Annotated in this window: 18 protein-coding genes; 9 read left to right on the top strand and 9 right to left on the bottom strand. The window is 64.1% G+C overall.

Annotation, left to right across the window (positions count from 1 at the left end):
* Nucleotides 1–17 precede the first annotated feature (17 nt).
* Entirely contained in the window at nt 18–494 is a 477-nt protein-coding gene (locus AADX97_RS02000; protein ID WP_374238739.1) for a hydrogenase maturation protease, read from the top strand.
* A gap of 517 nt (nt 495–1,011) precedes the next feature.
* Complete coding sequence (locus AADX97_RS02005; RefSeq protein WP_374231901.1) at nt 1,012–1,479, top strand: DUF302 domain-containing protein; 468 nt, start codon at nt 1,012–1,014, stop codon at nt 1,477–1,479.
* A gap of 208 nt (nt 1,480–1,687) precedes the next feature.
* Here AADX97_RS02005 and AADX97_RS02010 read toward each other — a convergent pair whose 3' ends face one another.
* From AADX97_RS02010 to AADX97_RS02025, 4 genes are all read right to left on the bottom strand, one after another.
* Nucleotides 1,688–2,563, bottom strand: coding sequence for a sirohydrochlorin chelatase (locus AADX97_RS02010; RefSeq protein WP_374231902.1), 876 nt, complete (start codon nt 2,561–2,563; stop codon nt 1,688–1,690).
* Between the two features lie 335 nt (nt 2,564–2,898).
* Complete coding sequence (locus AADX97_RS02015; protein ID WP_374231903.1) at nt 2,899–3,348, bottom strand: response regulator transcription factor; 450 nt, start codon at nt 3,346–3,348, stop codon at nt 2,899–2,901.
* On the bottom strand, nt 3,345–5,510 hold the full coding sequence (locus AADX97_RS02020; RefSeq protein ID WP_374231904.1) for an ATP-binding protein: 2,166 nt from the start codon (nt 5,508–5,510) through the stop codon (nt 3,345–3,347). The genes AADX97_RS02015 and AADX97_RS02020 overlap by 4 nt, the downstream gene beginning before the upstream one ends.
* A gap of 25 nt (nt 5,511–5,535) precedes the next feature.
* Complete coding sequence (locus AADX97_RS02025; protein ID WP_374231905.1) at nt 5,536–5,925, bottom strand: circadian clock KaiB family protein; 390 nt, start codon at nt 5,923–5,925, stop codon at nt 5,536–5,538.
* Between the two features lie 536 nt (nt 5,926–6,461).
* Between AADX97_RS02025 and AADX97_RS02030 the strand changes: the two genes are divergently transcribed.
* On the top strand, nt 6,462–8,687 hold the full coding sequence (locus AADX97_RS02030) for a putative bifunctional diguanylate cyclase/phosphodiesterase (RefSeq protein ID WP_374231906.1): 2,226 nt from the start codon (nt 6,462–6,464) through the stop codon (nt 8,685–8,687).
* A gap of 54 nt (nt 8,688–8,741) precedes the next feature.
* Here the strand turns inward: AADX97_RS02030 and AADX97_RS02035 are convergent, their stop codons facing one another.
* The 3 genes from AADX97_RS02035 to AADX97_RS02045 form a co-directional block, all read right to left on the bottom strand.
* Complete coding sequence (locus tag AADX97_RS02035; protein WP_374231908.1) at nt 8,742–9,503, bottom strand: anaerobic ribonucleoside-triphosphate reductase activating protein; 762 nt, start codon at nt 9,501–9,503, stop codon at nt 8,742–8,744.
* Between the two features lie 39 nt (nt 9,504–9,542).
* Entirely contained in the window at nt 9,543–9,734 is a 192-nt protein-coding gene (gene nrdD, locus AADX97_RS02040) for an anaerobic ribonucleoside-triphosphate reductase (RefSeq protein WP_374231909.1), read from the bottom strand.
* Nucleotides 9,735–9,820: 86 nt separating this feature from the next.
* Nucleotides 9,821–12,799: a ribonucleoside triphosphate reductase gene (locus AADX97_RS02045; protein ID WP_374231910.1), complete on the bottom strand. Its 2,979-nt coding sequence runs from the start codon at nt 12,797–12,799 to the stop codon at nt 9,821–9,823.
* A 307-nt stretch (nt 12,800–13,106) separates the two neighbouring features.
* Between AADX97_RS02045 and miaB the strand changes: the two genes are divergently transcribed.
* From miaB to AADX97_RS02070, 5 genes are all read left to right on the top strand, one after another.
* Nucleotides 13,107–14,483: a tRNA (N6-isopentenyl adenosine(37)-C2)-methylthiotransferase MiaB gene (miaB, locus tag AADX97_RS02050; RefSeq protein ID WP_374231911.1), complete on the top strand. Its 1,377-nt coding sequence runs from the start codon at nt 13,107–13,109 to the stop codon at nt 14,481–14,483.
* A 14-nt stretch (nt 14,484–14,497) separates the two neighbouring features.
* Entirely contained in the window at nt 14,498–15,496 is a 999-nt protein-coding gene (locus AADX97_RS02055; protein WP_374232038.1) for a PhoH family protein, read from the top strand.
* Nucleotides 15,493–16,029 carry an rRNA maturation RNase YbeY gene (gene ybeY / locus AADX97_RS02060; protein ID WP_374231912.1) on the top strand — a complete coding sequence of 179 codons (537 nt, stop codon included), beginning with the start codon at nt 15,493–15,495 and terminating at the stop codon, nt 16,027–16,029. The genes AADX97_RS02055 and ybeY overlap by 4 nt, the downstream gene beginning before the upstream one ends.
* The gene (locus AADX97_RS02065; protein ID WP_374231914.1) at nt 16,001–16,906 is read left to right on the top strand and encodes an HlyC/CorC family transporter; all 906 of its coding nucleotides are present in this window, start codon (nt 16,001–16,003) and stop codon (nt 16,904–16,906) included. The genes ybeY and AADX97_RS02065 overlap by 29 nt, the downstream gene beginning before the upstream one ends.
* Before the next feature lie 99 nt (nt 16,907–17,005).
* A complete protein-coding gene (locus tag AADX97_RS02070; protein WP_374238741.1) occupies nt 17,006–18,034 on the top strand; it encodes a ribonuclease T(2) in 1,029 nt (342 codons plus the stop codon).
* A 240-nt stretch (nt 18,035–18,274) separates the two neighbouring features.
* On the opposite strand, the gene AADX97_RS02075 is transcribed toward AADX97_RS02070, so the two are convergent.
* Together AADX97_RS02075 and AADX97_RS02080 are read right to left on the bottom strand one after the other, a co-directional pair.
* Nucleotides 18,275–19,051: a 23S rRNA (adenine(2030)-N(6))-methyltransferase RlmJ gene (locus AADX97_RS02075; RefSeq protein ID WP_374231917.1), complete on the bottom strand. Its 777-nt coding sequence runs from the start codon at nt 19,049–19,051 to the stop codon at nt 18,275–18,277.
* Between the two features lie 198 nt (nt 19,052–19,249).
* Entirely contained in the window at nt 19,250–20,140 is an 891-nt protein-coding gene (locus tag AADX97_RS02080; protein ID WP_374231919.1) for a phosphoribulokinase, read from the bottom strand.
* Nucleotides 20,141–20,427: 287 nt separating this feature from the next.
* Here AADX97_RS02080 and AADX97_RS02085 point away from each other — a divergent pair, with 287 nt between their 5' ends.
* On the top strand, nt 20,428–22,545 hold the full coding sequence (locus tag AADX97_RS02085; RefSeq protein ID WP_374231920.1) for an ATP-binding protein: 2,118 nt from the start codon (nt 20,428–20,430) through the stop codon (nt 22,543–22,545).
* Nucleotides 22,546–22,649: the final 104 nt, after the last annotated feature.

The following is a 22,649-nucleotide window of genomic DNA, read 5'->3' on the forward strand; positions in this document are numbered from 1 at the left end:
CCGGCTTGGTCGCAATGATGACCAAAACCCCTATGACCACGCTGGTCTTGGCGTTAGGCAATCCCTTGCGCGGAGACGACGGGGTCGGCGCGGCCGTCTTGAACGCCCTGCCCGCCTTGCCCCCGGGCGTGACGGGGCTGGATGGCGGCACACCCGGGCTGGGTTTGGTCCTGAGCCTGCAAGGGTACGATCGCGCCATCATCGTCGATGCGGCCGAGATGGGAGAGATGCCCGGAACTTGGCGATGCTTCACCCCGGACTGCCTGCGAACCCCGGACTTGGACCTGCGCGGAACCCTGCACGATGCCGGTCTGGCCGAGGCCCTGTTGCTGGGCGAGGTGCTCGGGATACTCCCGTCCGAGATCATCGTCTTCGGGATCCAGCCGGGCGAGGTCGGTTGGTCGCCCGGCTTGACACCCGCCGTTGCCGCGGCGATTCCCGGCCTCTGCGAGGCCATCATGAGCCTCTTGGGGATCGAGCCGCGTCGCGAATGATCGATACCGAGCGCAAACCCGGGACAGACCACGGTTTCCTGCTATCCCCAGTGATGATGCGCCCGCAGGACAACGACCGATCGATAGGACATGCCGAACGGCCTTCGAGGTGCGACCAACAATGCCTTCATCTTGGGCAATGAACAGTTTCAAAAACAGATCGCGACGATGGTCGGGCGCACTTGGGCCGAGACTTCCGGTGGATCGCGGAAAGATCTGGCCGACACGGATCCGCTCGATCCGCCGATAGAGTCAAAAACCGTGGTCTGTCCCTGGTATTGCCCCCACGCTCCGGGTTCGTGCGGATCGGGCAGGTCGGCACATCTCCGGCCTTCGACCGCTCGGGTGCGACCTGCGAGCTTGACCCGATACCGGGGCGCTAGCCCGATGGACAGCGAGATTTCAGAAGCAAGGTGGAGTGGGCTTGGCGGGGACAGTGTTATAGACCGGCAAGAATAGTGGAATATGCTAATATTATTTTATGTTCATGCCCATTGAGGAGGTTTCGGTGATGTCTATGCGATACGGCCTGTCTGTTTCCTTCGTCTGTCTGTTCCTACTGCTGGCCGGCTGCTCCATGGGCTCGATGTTCATACATGAGCAGCGCAGCCCGTACGACTTCGATACCACGGTGGCGAGCGTTGTGCAGAACGCGCAAGCGCGAGGTTGGATCGTTCCCCAAACATTCGACTTTCAGAAATCTCTGGTGGCCCATCATCAGCAGGACCCCGGACGGATGACGGTCATCAAGCTCTGCTCGCCCGAGCTGGCGTCACGGATGTTTGCCGATGACGACTCGAAGTTCGTATCGGTGATGGCGCCCTGCTCGATTTCGGTGTACGAGAAGTCCGATGGTCAGACCTATCTCGCGGCCATGGATATGGCCCTGATGTCGAAACTCATCGGCGGCAGCGTCGGGCCGGTGCTTGCGGACATCGCGGCTGAAGACGCTGCGATCATCGGTTTCGCCTCGGTCGATCGATGAGACGCTCCTGGATGCGCGGCCACCGGGGGATGTTCTCCGTACCGCGCATCGAAATCACGCTGGTGTCGAGTGCAAATGAAGGGTGTGGTTCGGGCCAGTCCGTCGCCTCGTCGTGGGTCGTTTGAGATGCTGCGGCATCTGCTGGAGCCGGTGCGGTTTCCGACTACGCTGTTTGCAAGGTCCGTCGACCACACCGGGCCGTGAGTCCTTATCGAGCCTGCTCCAGCGTGTCGGTCCAAGCGGCGGGTGTCGCCTCCATCTCCGCCATCCGCGCCGTCAGGATGTCGAGCAGCCGAGGATGGCCGCCGACCAGCGCGGACGGGTGGACGCGAAAGCCCGGATGGTCGCGTTCGACCGTCGCACAGATCTCGGCGATATCGCCGCCCGGGCCGGCATGTCGTCCGGGCGAGAGAAACAACATGGAGAGGATGACCGGGGTCGTGACGTCATCCGCCGCGAGCGTGCGCAGCCGATCCTCCAAAAGTTCTCCGTTGAAGTCGTATTCCGCGCCGGAGCGTCTTTCCATCACCGCCTCGCCGAGCTCGACCTGAGGACCGGAGTCGTCGGCGAGCCGTTGCGTCAACTGCCGCGCAAGCCAACGCCGCACCTCGGTGACTTCGGGTACGGGCGAGCCGTGGTCGACCAATAGGATTCGGCGCGGCGCGATGACCTGAGCCGAGGCGATCTCATGAATCCGCTCCAGAAGGATCTCGATCAGCGTGGGCTCGCCCTCCGGCAGTGGGCAGAGTGCTCGCGCAATCCGGACCTCGAACGAACCTAAATCCTCTTGTAGGGCTTCGAGGCGCTCCGGTACATAGTCGCTGATGGCCCGGCTCGGGCCGAAGAAGAGCGGGAGGATCAAAAAACGCCGGGTGTCCTCCTTCAGGCGACGACGCAGAAAAGACTCGAAGGTGTCGGCGGGCTGTCCGTGGAGTGCGCTCGGCGGGATTCGGTCCGAGTGCAGCAGGGAGACGGGGTGGACGGTCTCGCCGAGACGCTCGGCGAGACCGCTTGCGATCCGTCTCAGGCTCAGCGTGGCATCGGCCCTCTTGGAGCCGTTGTCGATCAGCAGAATGTCGCGCACGTTATCCTCGTGTCCGATGGGATCCAGGTCCCGGTAGGCCAGAGGTGGGGTGGGTAGCCCTTCGACGCAAATGCGCGGGTGCGCGCAGCATCGGCGCCGACGACCGCAGCCGTGCCGCCAAGGATGCCGAGATCTGCGCTGCGCCGTTACGGAGCGACGCGCGAGAATTGATAAGGGCCGAGCGAGCCCGAGCCCGGGGTTAGGCGATCTCGGCAAACTTCCATACCCGTAGGTTGTGCTGACGATAGGAAGCACAACTTGCGCCGACGGTTGGTTGTGCCTCGCACGGCTCGGCACAACCTACGCCCTTGGCATGAAGGTTTCCGGAAATCTCCTTAGAGAGCGCGCGTCGGTTCCTTATGAAGGCGATTCTGAATGGTCACGCGTGCGAGTGTCAGATCGGCAAGGTTTTTGGCCTGCATCTTCTTCATGAGGCTCGCGCGGTGAAACTCCGCGGTACGCACGCTGATGCCGAGTGCGTCGCCGATCATCCGATTCGTTTGTCCCGCGGTGAGTGCGTGAAATACCTGCTGCTCGCGGGGTGTCAAGGCGCGATAGCGCCGCAGCGTCGCATCCACGTCGGCGTCCGGTCCGAGCGCAGCGCCTGCGTTGTGCAGGGTGTTCTGTACCAGCTCCAGGAACGCCTGAGCGTTCAACGGCTTGGTGATGAAGTCCACGGCGCCGAGCTTCATGGCACGCACCGCCATCGGGATATCCCCGTAGCCGGTGATCACGATCGTCGGGATCTCGATCCCCGCATCGCGCAGCCGTTCCAGCAATGTCATTCCGCTGAAGCCGGGCATACGCACGTCTGCGAGCAGACAGGCGGGTGCGAAGCGTGCGGCGCGTCTCCCTTGACCCCTCCATCATGGAGCTCGGAATCGCCGTGCGGGCTCGGGTCGTCGATCGCCGGGTTCGCGGTGCTGCGAAGCGTCTCGCGCAAGCGCTCCATGATGGTCCCTGCAAGCCTGATCTGTTGGTCGACGCCGCTCAGCGCGTCGCGTAGGCGAGCCGTATCGGCGCCGGATGCTGCGGCGAGGGCTCGCGCCGCCAAGGCATAGCACCCGGCGGAGCTCAGCGGCTGGGCCAGGTCGTGGATGAGGGGCGCGGCCCGCGCCTCGATCGTAGCGGGATCCGGGTGCGGAGGATGCGCTTGCCGGTCGTGATTGCGCAGATCACGCAAAACCGCATCGAGTGCGTCGAAGGAGATCGGTTTGACCAAGTGCCGATCGAAGCCGGCATCGAGCGAGCGTTGCCGATCCGCCTGCTCGCCCAATCCCGTCATCGCGATCAACGCGATTTGGCGATACTCGGGGCGGGCACGGATCCGGCGGGCCAACTCCAGGCCGTTCATGCCGGGCATGCCGATGTCGAGGATCACTGCGTCCGGTGGGTGCTGCTCCAAGGCCGCCAAAGCCGAGGGTCCGTCGTAGCTGACCTGAATCTCAGCGCCTTTGAGCTCAAGCAGCATCGCCAGACTCTTCGCGGCGTCCCGGTTGTCGTCGACGACAAGGATGCGGGAGGTCTCTGCCGCAGCTGCAGCGGTGTTGGCGACGCGATGCTCGGCCGGCGGAGCCGCGCCTTCTCGAGCGCGCAAGGGCAGAAACACCATCAACTCGCTACCCCGACCCGGCCCGGCACTGAATGCCTCGACGTGACCGCCGTGCAGCTCGACGAGCTTCTGCACCAGCGACAGACCGATCCCCAGGCCGCTCGGGCCAATCGAGGGCGTCAGGTGGCCCCGGGCGAACATGTCGAAGACGCGGGGCAGAAGCTCGGCGGGGATGCCGACCCCGTTATCCTGTACCGAGATCAAGACACCGCCGTCGACCGCCCTCGCCTCGACGCGGATCTCCTGCCCGGCTTCCGAGTATTTCGCGGCGTTGTTCAGGAGGTTGCCGAAGATCTGCGACAGGCGGGTCGGATCGCCCTCCAGCCAGAGCGCCTCTGCCGGAAGGTTGATGACGAGACATTGGCCGGCCGCGTCGATCAGCGGCCTGACGGTCTCGACGGCGCTGTCGATCACGCTTGCCAGTGCGATCGGCTCCCTGCGCAGCTCGATCTTGCCGTGCGTGATGCGCGACACCTCCAGGAGGTCGTCGACCAGCCGCACCAGGTGGGCGAGCTGACGGTCCATCAGCTCCCGAGCTTCGAGGGCCGCCGGTGCGGCGACATCCTTCAAGCGCAGGATCTCGAGGGCGTTGCTGATGGGTGCAAGCGGGTTGCGCAGCTCATGGGCCAGCACGGCGAGAAAGGCGTCCTTGCGACGGTCGCTCTCGCGCAGTTCATGGGCGGCCTGTGCCGCCTGCTCGCGCGCGGTCAAGGCTTGTGCCATCAGGTCGAGTGCCTCGGCGCGCGACGCGCTGAGGGCCTGCTGCTGCTCCTCGAGCTGGGCGACGAGCGCCCGATCGGCCTCCAGGCGGCTGAGATCGGTGCCGACCAGGCAGATGATCGCACCCGCCGGGCGGTCAAGCCGGCTCGCCCAGAGATGCATGGGTACGGCCGCACCGTCCGCGGCAAGGAAGACCACGCGATCATCGGCGATGCCCTGCCTGGATGCCTCCAAGAGGTTTCGCAAGCGCTCGCTGTCGTGCGGGGCGGCAAGCTCCAGGATCGGGTGGCCCAAGAGCTGGCTGCGTCCCCGGTTCAGCAGGGCGCTCGCCCGGTCGTTGGCGTAGAGCAGGAGTCCATCCGGCGAGATCGCCAGGCCCGCCTCGTTCATGGTCTCGACCATGAGTCGGTGGAGGTTCTCGGTCTCCATGAGCGAGAACACGCGGTCGCCCTGACTGCCGCTGACGATGACGGCATCGACTTCGCCCTCGCGAATGGCACGCAAGGCGTCTTCCGCCTCTTCGAGGCGGGCTCGCAGCTCGAGGTTCTCCTCCGTGAGCCGGTCGATGACGACGTTCGGGGTCCGCTCGCAACCCTCGCTCCGATGGGGCGGCATTCGATCAGTCCAGGGGGCCGGGGTTTCAGCCAGCCTCGTCCTTGGGCCGCAGGTCAAGGCCCACCAGGACGCGATGCTCGTCGGCCATATCGCCGATCAGGCGGCGCAGCGGCAGCGGAAGCTTCTTGATGAGGGTCGGGGCGGCCACAATCTGCTCGCTCCTGGCCAAGGTCGGGTGCTCGTAGATATCGATCACCTCCAGATCGTAGCGGCCTTGCAGATGCCTCTCGCAGACATCTTTGACCGAGCGGATCGCCGCGACCGAACGTGGCGTCAGGCTCGCGACATAGAGGGTCAGGACGTGACCGCCGCCTGCCTTTGTCCGAGCTGCGGGGTCGACAGGGGTCAACTCCGGTTGGATGGAAACCGCGTCCGCTGAATCGAGCCCGCAGGCCGGGTGACGTGTGGCGGTCATGGCGATCCTCTGCTCAACGGGTTGAGGGGTCTTGTTCATCACTCCGGCCACTTCGGCAGTGATCCGGTCGCCGACCGCGAACGCTCGGGCATGTGGCCCGAGTCTCGCGTCCGATCGGGGGGGCCCAAGAGGCCTGAACGAAAGGATGACCAAGGCCGTACGCGCACCACAGGCCGGGATATCGATCAAGGCCGGCTCGCTCTCAACCAGGCGTGATGCCGAGATGGCATGGTTGAAGCCTTCATGCAGATCCACGGGTACGCGGCAAGTCGAGCGGGCGAACACAAAAAGTCGTCCCTGCGGTTCTGGGACCGACTTCACACTTCCGTGATCGGTCGGGGTTCGGGCCTACTTGTCGACCGGCCCTGCATTACACTTCCCGGTATGCGGCTGCGGCGAGGCGAGCGCGGACGGGTCTCTCCGGGGGTGCGCTGCACGGCCGTCCCGAGCCTTATTTCATCGCAGGGAGGATCGATTCGTTGGGACCGTCCGCGATCTCTGATCAACAGGGCGAAAAAGGCCGTAGCCGACGCTGGTTGCCCGCGTCGACCGTGGCTGGCGGCGTTGCGGTGGTCGTCTATCTCGCCATCCTGCTCGTCACCACCTGGGTTGCGCAGGACCGCCTGAGTCATTCCACCGCGGCTCGGCAAGCCCTGGATGCGCAGCTTCACGCCAACGCGTTGAGCTATTTCTACGCCGAGCGTCTCGGCGATCTGGCGAACCTGCGTCGTGATCAGGCGGTTGTGTCCTTCTTTGTGAATCGCGACCTCGGCATGTCGATGAAGTACGGCTTAGAAGCCAGTCTGGTCTCGATCCGAGGAGTCCTGATCGAGCGTGTCGGCGAGAAACGTGTTGATTCAGGGCCGTTCTTTGATCGAATTGCCCTGTTCGATGCCGACGGGACAATCCTGGTCGATACGGCTGCCGATCCGCCGGCGGCTGAACGTTGGACGCCTCTGGAGCCTGGTGTCCCGACCCATGTTCGGCTGGTCGTGGACGCGCCTCGGCACCCGGATGCCATCCTGGTGGAGGCGCCGATCGTGATGGCGGAACGCGGGCGCGGGACATTGGTCGCCTGGGTCAACGAGCGGACCGCCTTGGCCGCGCTCGTCGGGCTCGATCCCGGGGGCAGCGGATTCGCTCGTCACCGACTGCTGCGTTCGGCGCAAGAGCTTGCAGCCCTGGAAGGTGCGGTCGGAGCACCGGTCGAGGTGTCCGGAACACCCTTCTTCTTGGTCGACCGCGAGCGGGCATCACTTGACGAGCGCCTCCTGACATCACGTTGGTTCTTGTTCGCTCTCGTCCTGTTGGCCGTCGCACTCTTGGTCGGCGGTTGGATGCTCCTCGCGGCGCAGCGGCAGAACCTGGTGTTGCAGACGCGGATGGACGTCGCGCGCGTCCAGCGGCGCAAGCTCAGCGAGCACAACGAGCGCTTGCGCGAAGAGATCAAGAAGCGGAAGGACTACGAGCGTCGTTTAATCTACCAGGCCAGTTACGATGCCCTGACCGGTCTTCCGAATCGCGCCTTGGCCATGGATCGGCTCGAGCAGAGCCTGATGATTGCCGCACGCGAGGGGCATCGGGTGTTGGTCTTCTATCTGGATCTCGACCACTTCAAGCGGGTCAACGACAGTTTGGGTCACGCCGCCGGCGACAAGGTTCTGACGCAGGCGGCCGAACGGGTAGGCGCCCTCGTCTCGGCGGGTGATACCCTGGCGCGTCTGGCAGCCGACGAGTTCCTCGTCATCTATCCGGACCTTCGCGATCCCGTCGGTGCAGACGAGCGTGCGCAGGCGCTTCTCGGCCTTTTTGCTGCGCCCTTCTCGATCGAGGGTCGAGAGCTCTTCCTCACGGCGACCCTGGGTATCGCGATCAGTCCATCCGACGGGAACAACGCGGAGGATCTGCTCAAGAATGCGGACTTGGCGATGAAGGAGGCCAAGGACAGCGGGCGGGCCCGGTACAGTTTCTATGTCCAGGGGCTTGACGTCCAGATCCGCGAGCGGCTGTCGATGGCGAACCTCCTACGGCACGCCGCCGAGCGCGGGGAGCTCGCCCTCGTGTACCAGCCCTTGATCGATTTGCGTACCGGGCGCGTCGTTGCCGCGGAGGCGCTGCTACGCTGGAACAGCGATGAGCTCGGCGCCGTTGCCCCGGCTCTTCTCGTCCCGGTGGCCGAAGACGCGGGATTGATTCCCCAAATCGGCGGGTGGGTCCTCGAGCGTGCCTGCGCGGCCGCGGCGCGATGGCAGTCGATCGCGCCGTGCCGGGTTGCCGTGAACGTGTCGTCCTTGCAGCTCCAAGCGCCGGACGCCTTTTCGGCGCAAGTGGATCTGGCGCTGAGCCGCTCGGGTTTGCATGCGGGACTCCTGGAGCTGGAGATCACCGAAGGGGTGTTGCTGCGCGACCGCCCCACCATCGGTGCCTTACTGGCCGACCTGGATCGCCGCGGAATTCGCTTGTCGCTCGACGATTTCGGGACCGGCTACTCGGCCTTGAGCTATCTGCGGCGGTTTCCGTTCCATGTCCTCAAGATCGATCGGAGCTTCATCGCGGGCATACCCGACAACCAAGAGGATACGGAGCTGACACGTGCCATCATCGCGATGGCCCAAGCGCTTGACCTGAGTGTGCTTGCGGAGGGTGTGGAACAACCCGAGCAGCGCGATTTCCTCGTCGCGCAGGGCTGCGACCTCGCGCAGGGTTATCTGTTCAGCCGCCCGGTCGACGCCGATGCGCTCGGTGCAATGCTGGGTCGTTGACGGAGAGTTGATTCGGTCCTGAGCACCGGGGGCGGGCAGGTCCCCTCCGGCGCGTTAGTGGCCTCGTAGGAGGAATCGGTCGAAGAATGCGGTATCGATTGCGGCGGCGAGCTGTGCGAGCGGTATTGCGGGCGGGGGGAGGAGAGGATCCAGGGCGTTTCGAGTCTCGCAGGCCTGAACGGCATATCGGCGCACGCCCTTTTGCGCGAGCGCCGCGGCGAGCGTCTCGAGATCGCGTGCAGTCCAGTGCGGCATGACAGTGGTGCGGACCTCGAACGAAACACCGGACGCCTGGATCAGCGACAAGCTCTCCCAGGCCGCCTCGCCGGATCGCGCGCTGCCTGTAATGGCGGGATAGTCCTCGGGCAACGCCTTGATGTCCAGAGCCACCCAATCCAGCAAGGGTAAGAGCAGCGCCAAGCGTCTCGGCGCGGACCCCGCAGTGTGCAGACCGACCTTGAACCCGAGATCCCGAACCTCGGTCATGGCCGAGGCGAGCGCCGACTGGAGGGTCGGCTCCCCGCCGCTGAAGACAACCGCATCGAGCAGTCCGCGGCGACGCTCGAGGAATCTGCGGATCTCCGACCAGGCCATGACCGGCGTAGCGTTCGGGTCGATCAAGGGGCCGTTCTGGCAGTAGCGACAACGCCACGTGCAGCCTTGCAGGAAGATCACCGCGGCGAGCTCGCCCGGGTAGTCGATCGTCGTCAGCGGAACGAAGCCGCCGATCCGCAAGTACTCCACGTCCCCCGAGCTCGCCGGGTCCGCGGTGGTCTGACGATCGACGTCGTTTGGGCAGGGGGTTAGTCGAGACATGGGTGTGTTGGGTCGAACGGCTCGATTCGGCTTGAATGCCTAGGCGGCGGCACGGCGCTCTTGGCGGATCGCCGATCCGTTGGGCGTCTCGGTGAAGTAGCAGCGCTCGGCGTGCTCGGCGCGCTTGCCGGCATTGAAGGCCGAAACCGGGCGATGGTAGCCCATGACGCGGGTCCAGACCTCGCAACGGGTGCGTTCATCGGTCTTCAGCTCGATGGTTGGATTGGCCATGGTCTCGCTCCTGATGTCGTTTCGGATGACTGTGTGTTGGTCGTTGCTCTGGCGAGCGGTCGGGCGTTCGGTGTGTATGGATCGACCTAGGCCGCTGTCTCTGCGAATGCCGCGGTCTTGCGTGCGATCAGCTCGCGGTCGCAGACCGGACAGAATTCGTGCTCGCCCGCGATGTAGCCGTGTTTGGGGCAGATCGAGAACACCGGCGTCACCGTGATGTAGGGCTGACGGAAATTCTCCAGCGCTCGACGCACCAGCCGTTTGCAGGCGTCGGTCGTCGAGATCTGCTCGTTCATGTAGAGGTGCAGCACCGTCCCGCCCGTGTATTTGGTTTGCAGTGCCTCCTGCATGGCGAGCGCCTCGAAAGGGTCGTCCGTATAGCCCACCGGCAGTTGCGAGCTGTTGGTGTAATAGGGCGTTTCGGACGTGCCGGCTTGGAGGATGTCCGGAAAGCGCTTCTTGTCCTCGCGGGCGAAGCGGTAGGTCGTGCCTTCAGCCGGTGTGGCCTCCAGGTTGTACATGTTGCCGGTCGATTCCTGAAACTCGACCATCCGAGTGCGAACATGATCCAGGATCCGGCAGGCCATGGAGTGACCCCATGCCGTCGTGATGTCCTCGTCATCGTCGGTGAAGTTGCGGATCAGCTCGTTGATCCCGTTCACGCCGATGGTCGAGAAATGGTTGCGCAATGTGCCGAGATACCGCTTGGTGTAGGGGAAGAGTCCGGCATCCATGTGACGCTGGATGACCTTGCGTTTGATCTCGAGACTGTTGCGCGAGAGGTCCAGGAGCCTGTCGAGCCGGGCCAGCAGCCCGGCCTCGTCGCCCCGGTGGGTAAAGCCGAGCCGCGCACAGTTGATGGTCACGACGCCGAGCGAGCCGGTCTGCTCGGCCGAGCCGAAGAGCCCATTGCCGCGCTTCAGAAGCTCGCGCAGATCCAACTGGAGCCGGCAGCACATGGACCGCACCATGTTCGGTGTCAGCTCGGAGTTCAGGAAATTCTGGAAGTAGGGCAGGCCATACTTCGCCGTCATCTCGAACAGATGCTCCGCGTTCTCGCTGTCCCACGGGAAATCGGTGGTGATGTTGTAGGTCGGGATCGGGAAGGTGAAGATCCGCCCCTTGGCATCGCCCTCGGTCATCACCTCGATATAGGCCCGATTGATCAGGTCCATCTCGGCCTGGAGATCGCCGTAAGTGAAAGCCTGCTCCACACCGGCGATCACCGGCACCTGCTCGCGCAGATCCTCGGGGCAGACCCAGTCGAAGGTCAGATTGGTGAAAGGCGTGTTGCCGGTGACGAAGGTCTTGCCGCGACGGCGTGCGACAAAGGTGCCGTTCCGGGTGGTCGGGCACCAGACCAGGCCCTTGTAAGGCTTGCGCTCGATGAGCTGGATATAGGTGTCGCGGTTGCGGATGATGTTGAGGACATGCACGCCGGAGTCTTTGCGCGTATCGACCGTGCTGCCGTAGCCGGCCAATGCGCACAACTCCTGCAGGGCATCGAGATTCTCCCGGTCGTTGGTGTAGATCCGGACGCGTCCGCTCTCCTCGACGCTGCCGTCGCCCTTCACGTAGGTGTCCAGGAAGAGTCGGATCTGCCGGACCGACAGGGTGCGGATGAATCCGGGAACACACTTGCGCTCGAGATACCCGAGCACGAAGTCGCTCGCGTCCCGGTTCAGACGATAGCGGCAGACGGGGACATTGGCGTAGGTCCCGGTGTGCTCGTAGCGATGCCAGCTCAGATCGAGCTCATGCAACAGCCACTCGATCTCGGCGGCGTCTTCGGGATTTCCAGTCGACTGATAGAGGGCCACCCGGCGGCGACCGTCGCTGAAGTCGAAATTGCCCTCGGCGACCACCCAGGCCATCAGCATCACGAGCTTGTCGTCGACCTCAAGCGTCGACGTGGTCTCCCAGGCATTGGGAACGATCACCGGGGACTTCAGCTCCGCAACGGTTTCGATGTCTTCCAGCACCCAGCGGTCGTCGCTGTTGAAGACCTTGCGCAGGATCTTGTGCCGTGGCGTGACCCATTGCTCCTGCGTGCGGTTGCGCAGGACGTACATGTCGCCGTCGAAGTCGTAGGCGGTAATCGCCAGCGGCTCCAGGTATTCAAGCTGATTGGTGCGCCAGTCGATTGTGGCGATCTTCTCGCCCGGGGCAATTTGGTCGTGTCGCTTCCAGCCGTTCTCGGTCAGGCACTCGGTCTCTTCGTCGACACACTGACAACCCCAGCGCGACGGCACATTCAGGTTGTAGATCAGCTCCTGGATCGCCTGCTTGACGTGCGGGTAATCCAGCCCGTCGACGCGCACGAAGGGCGCCATGTAGGTGTCGAAGCTGGAAAACGCCTGTGCGCCGGCCCACTCGTTCTGCAGCGTGCCGAGAAAGTTGACGATCTGCCCGATCGCCGAGGACATGTGCTTGGGGGGCCCCGCCTCGACCTTGCCCGGAACCCCGTTCAGCCCCTCGTTGAGCAGGGTGCGCAGCGACCAGCCGGCGCAGTAGCCGGAGAGCATGTCCAGATCATGGATATGGATGTCGCCGTCGCGATGGGCCTGGCCGATCTCGGGCGGGTACACGTGGCTCAACCAGTAGTTGGCGATCATCTTGCCCGAGGTGTTGAGGATCAGGCCGCCGAGCGAGTAGCCCTGATTGGCATTGGCCGCGACGCGCCAATCCGAGCGGTCGAGATACTCGTTGATGGAGCCGCCGACATCGACCAGTGTGCGATGCTCGTCGCGCAGCTTCTTGTGCTGCTCGCGATAGACGATGTAGCTGCGGGCGGTTTCGAAATGGTTGGCGCTGATCAGCGTCTGCTCGACGACATCCTGGATGCCTTCGATGTCGGGCAGGCGGTCGGCCCCGTAGCGATGCGCCAGCACCTTGACCACCTGCGCGGTCAGCAGACTCGCCTCGGGCGCACCGAACTCGCCGCTCGCCTGCCCCGCACGTTGGATTGCCGACTCGATCTTGGCAGCATCGAAACGCACCTCGACACCGTCGCGCTTGCGCACCCGCAAGGGCAGGGTCGACAGGTTGCTGTGCTGGTGTCCCATGGAGGCGTCTCTTGTCCGTTGCCACTATATCTTGTGGTGTGGACTATAACGCCAACTAGATGCTGTGTTGGAGAGTTTGAGGGGAAGTTGACCGGCGTCAACCCGGATGCATTCTCCGATTGCGCTCCGGGTCCCTCGGGCGCGCGCGTGCAGAACGATCGGCGTGCTTGACACCCGGTCACCGAAGCCCGAGGATCCCGATCTGAACGGTCGGGTCGCTCGACGGCCGGGGGTTGTCGATTGTTTCTCCTCACCCCATCAACTAGCCTAATGCGCGATCGCGCCCCTCTTCGTTCTCATGCCCTCGATGCCCCGCAAGCTTTTCATACAGACCCACGGCTGCCAGATGAACGAGTACGACTCCGCCCGCATGGCGGACGTCCTGCACGCGTCTTCGGGTCTCGAGCTGACGGAGCGCGCGGAAGACGCCGATGTCCTGCTGCTCAACACCTGCTCGATCCGCGAGAAGGCGCAGGAGAAGGTCTTCTCGCAGCTCGGGCGTTGGCGGGCATTGAAGCTCCAGAACCCCGACCTGGTGATCGGTGTCGGCGGTTGCGTGGCGAGCCAGGAGGGCGAGGCCATCCGTGCGCGTGCGCCCTATGTCGATATCGTGTTCGGACCCCAGACGCTGCACCGGTTGCCCGAGATGCTCAAAAATCTCGGTGAGCGACACGCCCCCCAAGTGGATGTGTCCTTCCCCGAGATCGAGAAATTCGATTGCCTGCCGACACCCCGAGCCGAAGGACCGACCGCCTTCGTCTCCGTGATGGAGGGCTGCTCCAAATACTGTACCTACTGCGTCGTGCCCTACACGCGCGGCGAGGAGATCAGCCGGCCCTTCGACGACGTGATCGCGGAGGTTGCCGCCCTGGCCGAGCAGGGCGTGCGCGAGGTTACCCTGCTAGGGCAAAACGTCAATGCCTATCGCGGCGCTTTGACCGACGAGGCGGGCGAGGGTGACGTCGCGGATCTTGCACTGCTGATCCGTTATGTCGCCGCGATCGATGGGATCGACCGTATCCGCTTCACCACCAGCCACCCGGTGGAGTTTTCGGACAGCTTGATCGATGTCTATGCGGATGTGCCGGAGCTCGTCGGCTTTGTGCACCTGCCGGTGCAGTCAGGCTCGGATCGGATCCTCGCCGCCATGAAGCGCGGGCACACGGCGCTGGAGTATCGCTCCAAGATCCGCCGGCTCCGGCAGGCCCGACCGGGGATCGGCATCTCCACCGACGTCATCGTCGGCTTTCCCGGCGAGACCGAGAGCGACTTTGCGGCGACCATGGATCTGGTCGAGGAGATCGGTTTCGATCAGAGCTTCAGCTTCATCTACAGCCGACGCCCCGGTACGCCTGCGGCCGACTACCCGGACGAGGTGCCGCTTGCCGATAAAAAGGCTCGCCTGGAACGGCTTCAGGCGCGCATCAACGACAATGCCCGACATTACAGCCAGGCGATGGTCGGCACCCTTCAGCGCGTCTTGGTCGAGCGGCCGTCGCGCAAGGATCCGTTGCAGCTTGCCGGTCGGACCGAAAACAACCGCGTGGTCAACTTCACAGGTGCGCCTGCGCTGATCGGCGATTTCGTCGATATCGAGATCACCGAGGCGCTCCCCAACTCGCTGCGCGGTCGTCTTGTCACCACCGCAGCGGTTCGGACGGCGATGAGCGGAATCGACGCTTGACTAATACCACTGCCGTGTCCACCCAACCGCACACACTGGACTTGGAGCTCGAGCCTGCCGACAACGTGCGGCTCGCCAATCTCTGCGGCCAGCTCGATCAGCACCTGCGTCAGTTGGAGCGCCGACTCGGCATCGAGATCAGCAATCGCGGCGTCAACTTCCGTCTGATCGGCGATCCCGAAGGGGTGCGCCTCGGCGAGCAGCTGCTCCGGGATCTCTATGTCGAGACCGCCGCCGAGATCCTCACGCCCGAGACGATTCATCTCTGGCTCCAGGAATCCGGGGCCGACGCGCTCTTGGAGTCGGCCGAGGATCGTCTGCCGGATGTCGTCATCAAGACCAAGCGCGGTCTGATAAGGGCGCGCGGACCCAACCAGCAGAGCTATCTCCACGCGATTCTCAAGCACGACATCAACTTCGGTGTTGGCCCTGCCGGCACCGGCAAGACCTATCTTGCAGTGGCCTGCGCCGTCGAGGCGCTCGAATCCGACAGCGTGCGCCGGCTCTTGCTGGTGCGACCGGCGGTTGAGGCGGGCGAGCGCCTGGGATTCCTGCCCGGCGATCTGGCCCAAAAGATCGATCCCTATCTGCGTCCGCTCTACGATGCACTCTTCGAGATGCTCGGCTTCGAGAAGGTCACCAAGCTGCTTGAGCGCAACGTCATCGAGGTCGCCCCGCTGGCCTACATGCGCGGGCGTACGCTCAACGACTCCTTCATCATCCTCGACGAGGCCCAAAACACGACGCCCGAGCAGATGAAGATGTTTCTGACGCGCATCGGCTTCGGCTCCACCGCGGTGATCACGGGCGACGTGACCCAGGTCGATCTGCCGCGCGGGCAGCCCTCGGGTCTGCGTCAGGCGGTCGAGATCCTGAAGGACGTCGAGGGCATCAGCTTTACCTTTTTCAATGCACGCGACGTGGTGCGCCATGCACTGGTTCAGCGCATCGTCACTGCCTACGACGCCTTCGAGCAGCCGGTTCCCTTGAGGGGACGAGCGCCGAAGGCATGATCGGCGATCGGCCCGTAACGCTGGATCTGGATCTCCAAATCGCCTGCGAGGCGACGGATCTCCCGGCCCCGGCCGATTTCGAGCGCTGGGCGTCCGCCGCCTTGGCCGGTCGGCGACAGCGTGCGGTACTGACGATCCGTTTGGTGGGCGCCGAGGAGGGCGCGGCCCTGAACGCAACCTATCGCGGGCGTGAAGGGCCGACCAATGTCCTTTCCTTTCCGTTCGACCTGCCGCCCGAGCTGGGGACCGGCCTGGATCCGCAGGATCCGATCGTCGACCTGCTTGGCGATCTCGTGATTTGCGCCGATGTGGTGCAGCGCGAAGCGCACGAACAGTGCAAGACCGCGCCGGCCCACTGGGCCCACATGGTGGTGCATGGCGTCCTGCATCTGCTTGATTACGATCACCTTACAGAGAACGATGCCGAAGAGATGGAAACCTTGGAATCAGGTATCCTCGGCGCCTTGGGATTTCCTTCACCTTACGAGGATCAAACAGCACACGATGACCACGACGACCAGCGATCGATCTAGCGAGGGCTCGCGTTCACGCAACTGGTTCGAACGGATTGGCCAGATGCTCGGGGGCGAGCCACAAGACAGGGAGCAGCTCTTGGAGGTGCTCAAAGATGCGAAGGAGCGCGAGCTCCTCGATACCGACGCCTTAAGCATGATCGAAGGCGTGTTGCAGGTCTCCGATCTGCGCGTGCGCGACATCATGATTCCACGCGCCGAGATGGTCTCTCTCAAGCGCGACGACCCGCTGGAAAAGATCCTTGAGATCGCCGTCAAGTCGGCGCATTCCCGTTTCCCCGTTACGGGCGACGACAAAGGAGAGGTCGTCGGCATCCTCCTCGCCAAGGACCTGCTGTCCTTCTGCCGAGAACACGTCGGACGCGCCTTCAACATCCGCGATCTGTTGCGTTCCGCGGTCTTCGTGCCCGAGAGCAAGCGCCTCAATGTTCTGCTCAAGGAGTTTCGTTCCAGCCGCAATCACATGGCGATCGTGATCGACGAGTACGGCAGCGCCGGCGGACTCGTGACCATCGAGGACGTGCTTGAGCAAATCGTCGGGGAGATCGACGACGAGCACGACTACGACGAAGGCCCCGGGATCTTCCGACGCGGCAAAAACGAGTTCAGTGCCAAGGCGCGCACGACCATCGAAGACTTCAACGCGTATTTCGGCAGCGACTTCTCGGACGAGGAGTTCGACACCATCGGGGGTCTGGTTGTCAACGCACTGGGCCATCTGCCCAAGAAAGGCGAGTCGGTCGAGCTCGGCCGGTTCCGCTTCACCGTAATGCGTGCGGACAGCCGGCGTGTTCACCTTATGAGTATCGAGGCGTTGGATTTCGCCGAAGACGCGCCTGATGTCTCGGAGGACGCCGCGCGACTATCCTCAAGCTGACGGCTGACGGCTGACGGCTGACGGCTGACGGCTGACGGCTGACGGCAGGAGGCAGGAGGCAGGAGGCAGGAGGCACGAGTGGCCAGGCAGGAACCAATGATGCCGAATCCCCCACGTCTGCGCAGATTTGTGCTGTCGGTGCTCGCGCTGCTGTGGTCGGCTGCACCCTCCGCCGAGCGCCTGGATGCCGTTCTGACCGCCGAGCAACCTTGCCCTGCGACGGTCTCGACCAAGCGCCCCGACAACCTGGGTCCAATCCATCTCGTCCCCGGCCAAGACTATGTGGTCGTCGGGACCAATCGAGCGGATCCGAGCCACTATCGACTCAGGTTCGAGAACGCGAACCCGAAGGAGCGCTGGGTCGAGATCCGATGCGGTCGTCTTGCCGACACCCCTGCGACCACTGCGGGCGAGGGCGCGCGCCAGTCGTCCGCCCCGCCGCCCCCGGCGTCATCGCGTGCGGGCTCGATGGAGCTCCAGCTCGTGCTTGCTGCCAGTTGGCAGCCCGCCTTCTGCGAGTTGCGCGGGACGCGTCCGGAATGCCGGGACCAGACGCCTGAGCGTGCGGATGCGCGGCGCTTCTCGCTGCATGGTCTCTGGCCTCAGCCCATCGGCAACAGCTATTGCGGTGTCGGCGAGCGCGAGCGGACACTCTCGAAATCAGGTCGGTGGCGCCTTCTGCCTGCGCTCGATCTGGATGCGACGACCCGCGTGCGCCTGGACGCGGTGATGCCGGGAACCCGGTCCGATCTGCAACGGCACCAGTGGGTCAAGCACGGGACCTGTTACGGGACGGATGCGGACACCTATTTCAACCATTCCATGCTGCTGCTCGAGCAGCTCAACGCCTCCGGCGTCCGTGCGCTGTTCGAGGAGAACATCGGCAAGCGTCTGACTGCGACCGGGGTGCGCGCCGCGTTCGACGATGCCTTCGGCAAGGGGGCCGGCGAGCGTGTCCGCCTGAGCTGTTCCGAGGGGCTGATCGAGGAGCTGCGGATCGGTCTGAAGGGCGTCGTCGAGGATACCGCCGACCTAGGCGCGTTGATCCTCGCCGCGCCTAAGCGCAGCCCGGACTGCCGCGGCGGATGGGTCGATCAGGTCGGCATCCAGGGCGCGCGCTCACGCTGATCGCTGAGGCAGCCAAGTAACGTGCCAAGGATAAGGCAGACACCGAATCCTTGTCCTTGTCCTTGTCGTAATCGTAATCGTAATCGTAATCGAGAACGACAACGACAACCCTGGAAAATGGTATTATCTCGTTGAATTATCAGGCGATTTCCGCAAAATTCCATAACCGTAGGTTGTGCTGACGATAGGAAGCACAACTTGCGCTGACGGTTGGTTGTGCCTCGCACGGCTCGGCACAACCTACGCCCTGTCGATCGTCCATGGAGGCACCGACCGGCCGGTCGCCTCCATCGCGAGCACCTCGGCGAGTCGCGGGAGCAGGTGCGCGAGCCGCTCTTCCAGGCGCCACGGCGGGTTGAGGATCAGCATCCCGGAGCCGTGCATTCCAAAGTCGTCGACCTGTCGCCGCACCCTCAGCTCGCACAGAAGTGCGTCCGGGACGGATCGCCGGATGCGCCCGATCAGGTCAGCGGAACGATCGCGTTGCAGCCCCAGACGCGGGAACCAGAGTGCGAAGACCCCGGTCGGCCAGCGTGGATATGCGGCGACGAGTGCATCTGCGACACGCCCGTACTCGGAGATCTGCTCGTATGCCGGGTCGATCAGAACCAGCCCCCGGGCGGGCTTCGGCGGCAAGAGTGCGGTCAGTCCTTCGAGACCGTCGCGACGGTGGATGCCGATCCGCGGGTCGCCGCCGAGATGACGACGTAGCGTCTGCGACTCGGTCGGATGAAGCTCCATCAGGATCAGTCGATCCTCGGCGCGCAGGAGATGCGCGGCGAGGGCGGGTGAGCCCGGATAGACCGAGAATCCGCCGTCCGGATTTAGTGCGGAGAATGCTCCGAAATAGGCCGAAAGCTCCGGAAAGGCATCACGCCGGTCCCAGAGTGGCTCGATCCCGTGCCGATACTCCGCGGTCTTGAGTGCCTGCTCGGCCCCGAGGTCGTAACGACCGGCCCCGGCGTGCGATTCGACGTAGACCAGCGGTTTGGGCTTGGTCAGGAGTGCCTCGAGCACGAGGGCGAGAACCGCATGCTTGAAGACATCCGCGTGATTGCCGGCGTGGAAGCCGTGAAGGTAGCTTAACAGGCCGGCGCTCCTCTCGGATCTATCACCTTTGATGCGGCGATCGCAAACCAAAAAACGTGCCTTGTATACGCCGACGGGTTGCCTCGCGGCCGGAGGCCACCCGCGAGGCACCTGGTTGCAGCGCGATCAGACCCTGCGAGAGTCCATCATGCGCTCGATGATGGGTTGCAGGACGACCTCCATCGCCATCCCCATCTTGCCGCCCGGCACGACCATGGTGTTGCGCCGCGACATGAAGGAGTCGTGAATCATCGAGAGGATGTAGGGGAAATCGATCTGGAGCCGCTCGGGATCCTTGAAGCGGATGATCACGAAGCTCTCGTCCGGCGTCGGAATGTCGCGGGCGATGAAGGGATTGGAGGTATCGACCGTCGCCACACGCTGGAAGTTGATGTCGGTCAGCGAGAACTGCGGCGTGACATGGCGGATGTAGTCCGGCATGCGGCGCATGATGGTGTCGACGATCGCCTCGGCCGAATAGCCGCGCTCGGCGTTGTCGCGGAAGATCTTCTGGATCCACTCCAGGTTGATGATCGGAACCACGCCGACGCCGAGATCGACGTGTTGGGCGACATTGTCTTCCTCCGTCACGACCAATCCGTGGAGTCCTTCGTAGAAGAGCACGTCGGTGCCCTCGGGAAGATCCTCCCACGGCGTGAACTGGCCGGCTTTGAGCTGGGTCCCGATGCGGGCATTGTGGTGATCGGCCTCCGAGTCGCTATGGATGTAGTAGCGCTGTTTGCCGGTACCGCTCTCGCCGTAATTGCGAAAGAGCTCCTCGAGGAGGTCGAACCGATTGGCCTCGGGACCGAAATGGCTGAGGTTGCGGTGGGTCTCCGCGGCACGCGCCATCTCGGCCTTCATCTCGACGCGGTCGTAGCGGTGGAAGCTGTCGCCCTCGATCACGGCGGCCTTGATGCCGTCGCGATAAAAGATGTGCTCGAAGGCGCGCTTGACGGTGGTCGTGCCGGCACCCGAGGAACCGGTTACCGCAACGATCGGATGCTTCTTGGACATAGTCTTCTCCTCGTTCTCTTGGGCTGAGGGCCTCGTCGCGGCCTGCGTTGATCGGGCTGCAATCGGGCTTGCGATCGGTCCGGGGGTCGGATCGGGGATCGAACCCGGAATCGGGATGGATGCGCGCGGGCCGGTCAATCTCGTTTCGCGGCTCGGGACGGGGGACGTGCCGAAATGCGCGAAACGGTTCGCTAATATACCATGATCGATCCGCGCGGCAGCGATCGCGGAAACGCGCCTCGGGCGTTCAAGCTCGGGCGTTCAAACGCAGGCTCGGAGGGAAGGGAATGAATGGATTGATCAGGCGTTTCGGTGTGACGGATGCGTTGGCGGGGAACCCCGAGTTTCAATCGGCCTTGGTGCGGATTACCGCCTGTCTGCTGGGCGCGCTCTATATCGCCCTCGGCGCCTCGACGCAGTACTACCGGGTCGACGTTCCTTACTATCTCACGCTCTTTGCCATCTATCTGGCATCGAACGTCGGGTTTCTGATTAGCATCGCCCTGCGCCCGGAGTGGCCGGCGCGGGTCTACCTCGGGATCTGTCTGGACGTCGTCGCCATCAGCCTGGCGATCTTCATCACCCGCGAGGCGATCAGTCCCTTTTACCTGCTCTATATCCTGGTCTTCATCTCCGCCGGGACGCGATTCGGCAAGCCCCATCTCCTGGTGGCCTCGCTGGCTGCAGTCTTCGGCTACAACATCGTTCTGATCGCGCTCGACGAGTGGCGTCTTCACACCTTCGAGGCGACCTTTTTCCTTGCGCTCTTGGTGTTGTTGCCCTTGTATCAATACTCCTTGCTGCGCAAGCTCCAGGATGCACGCGCCGAGGCCGAAAGGGCCAATCAAGCGAGGGGCGATTTTCTGGCCTTCATGACGCACGAGCTGCGTACCCCCTTGACCGGAGTCGTCGGCATGACCGAGCTGTTGCGCGGGACACAACTAGATGACGAGCAGCGCGATTGTGTCCATGCCATTGCCAACTCGGCGGAGATCCTCGGCGCGCTGATCGGCGACATTCTCGACCTGTCGAAGATCGATGCACGTCGGATCGTCCTCGAGCGGATCCCCTTCGATCCGCGTAGTCTTGTGCGCGAGGTCTCGGAGGCAGTTGCGATGCGTGCGCATTCGGCCGGACTTGAGCTCATCGCCGACGTGGATCCCGACGTCCCGCTTCGGTTGATCGGCGATCCGCTGCGGTTGCGCCAGATCCTCTTCAACCTGATCGGGAATGCCGTGAAATTCACGCCGGCGGGGGAGGTCCGGGTGCGTCTGAGCGTCCGGCCGCCCGAGGCCGAGCAGAACCGCCGGCACCTGCTCTTCGAGGTCGTCGACACCGGAATCGGCATCCCGCCGGACAAGCTGCCGCGACTCTTCGAGCGTTTTCGTCAAGCCGACGAGTCGACCACGCGCCGCTTCGGCGGGACCGGCCTCGGGACGACCATTGCGCGCGAGCTAACCCTCTTGATGGGCGGGGCGATCGGTGTCGAGAGCGAGGAGGGACGGGGCAGTCGCTTCTGGATTCGTCTGCCCTTGATCGAGGATGTCGCGGCGGTGCCGAGCGCGCCGGGTGGACGGCTCCGTGGTGCGAGGATCCTGATTCTGGAGCCGAATGCGACCTGCCGCGCGTTTGCTTCTGCCGCCTTCGGCCGCGAGGGCGCGGTCTGCGAGACGACTGCCGAGCCTGCCGATGTCGGCTCGGTGCTGATCCGAGGTCAGCGTTTCGATCTCCTCGTCATCGCCGATCATCCGCAGGGACGGGATCTGAATACGGCCCGAGCGGAGGTCGAAACGGCCCTCGGCGAGGCGGTGCCTTGCCTCTATCTGGTTTACCCCGGTCGGCGTCCCGCGCTCGATGGGATCAGGGGTTCCTGTCTGGCGAAGCCCTATCTGTCGGAGGATCTCATCGCTGCGGCCGAGTCGCTCTTGGGGCGCGCCGCCATACCGGCCGATGGACCGCTGCAAGGCGGGCTGTCTACGCCGTCGCTCGGTTTGGAGCCGATCGCCGATGCGGCGCGGATGCGTGTCCTGGTCGCCGAGGACAACGAGATCGCGGCCAAGGTGATCACCCGCTTTCTGGGTAAGATGGGCTTCGAGCTTACCCGCGTCGCCGACGGGGAGGCGGCCTTGGCCGAAGCGCTGAGCGGCGCCTACGGGATCGCGATCGTCGATCTGCGGATGCCCAAGCTCGACGGGATCGGCTTCGCCCGACGCTACCGCGAGCAGGCGCCGGATCGACCGATCCCGATCGTTGCACTGACTGCGAACGCCTCCGAGGACGTCAAGCGAGACTGTTTATCGGCGGGGATGGATGACTTTCTTTCGAAACCGGTCAAGCCCCACGAGCTGCGGCGCGCGCTGGAAGCGGCGCTTCGCGAGCTTCCAGCCGCCGGTACAGTCGGTTGATCCGCTTGACGTCGCTGACGCCTGTCACCAATCCTGCGGCTGACGGCTGACGGCTGACGGCTGACGGCTGACGGCTGACGGCTGACGGCTGGCCGACCGCCTCC

The organism is Thiocapsa sp. C2-2m (assembly GCF_041903745.1).
Taxonomy (GTDB): domain Bacteria; phylum Pseudomonadota; class Gammaproteobacteria; order Chromatiales; family Chromatiaceae; genus Thiocapsa; species Thiocapsa roseilacustris.

Bases quoted from the DNA above. Each gene is read 5' to 3' on its own strand.
- AADX97_RS02000 (WP_374238739.1), top strand. From the start codon at position 18: ATGACCAAAACCCCTATGACCACGCTGGTCTTGGCGTTAGGCAATCCC.
- AADX97_RS02005 (WP_374231901.1), top strand. From the start codon at position 1,012: ATGCGATACGGCCTGTCTGTTTCCTTCGTCTGTCTGTTCCTACTGCTG.
- AADX97_RS02015 (WP_374231903.1), bottom strand. From the start codon at position 3,348: ATGACATTGCTGGAACGGCTGCGCGATGCGGGGATCGAGATCCCGACG.
- AADX97_RS02020 (WP_374231904.1), bottom strand. From the start codon at position 5,510: ATGCCGCCCCATCGGAGCGAGGGTTGCGAGCGGACCCCGAACGTCGTC.
- AADX97_RS02025 (WP_374231905.1), bottom strand. From the start codon at position 5,925: ATGACCGCCACACGTCACCCGGCCTGCGGGCTCGATTCAGCGGACGCG.
- AADX97_RS02035 (WP_374231908.1), bottom strand. From the start codon at position 9,503: ATGTCTCGACTAACCCCCTGCCCAAACGACGTCGATCGTCAGACCACC.
- nrdD (WP_374231909.1), bottom strand. From the start codon at position 9,734: ATGGCCAATCCAACCATCGAGCTGAAGACCGATGAACGCACCCGTTGC.
- AADX97_RS02045 (WP_374231910.1), bottom strand. From the start codon at position 12,799: ATGGGACACCAGCACAGCAACCTGTCGACCCTGCCCTTGCGGGTGCGC.
- miaB (WP_374231911.1), top strand. From the start codon at position 13,107: ATGCCCCGCAAGCTTTTCATACAGACCCACGGCTGCCAGATGAACGAG.
- ybeY (WP_374231912.1), top strand. From the start codon at position 15,493: ATGATCGGCGATCGGCCCGTAACGCTGGATCTGGATCTCCAAATCGCC.
- AADX97_RS02065 (WP_374231914.1), top strand. From the start codon at position 16,001: ATGACCACGACGACCAGCGATCGATCTAGCGAGGGCTCGCGTTCACGC.
- AADX97_RS02070 (WP_374238741.1), top strand. From the start codon at position 17,006: ATGCCGAATCCCCCACGTCTGCGCAGATTTGTGCTGTCGGTGCTCGCG.
- AADX97_RS02080 (WP_374231919.1), bottom strand. From the start codon at position 20,140: ATGTCCAAGAAGCATCCGATCGTTGCGGTAACCGGTTCCTCGGGTGCC.
- AADX97_RS02085 (WP_374231920.1), top strand. From the start codon at position 20,428: ATGAATGGATTGATCAGGCGTTTCGGTGTGACGGATGCGTTGGCGGGG.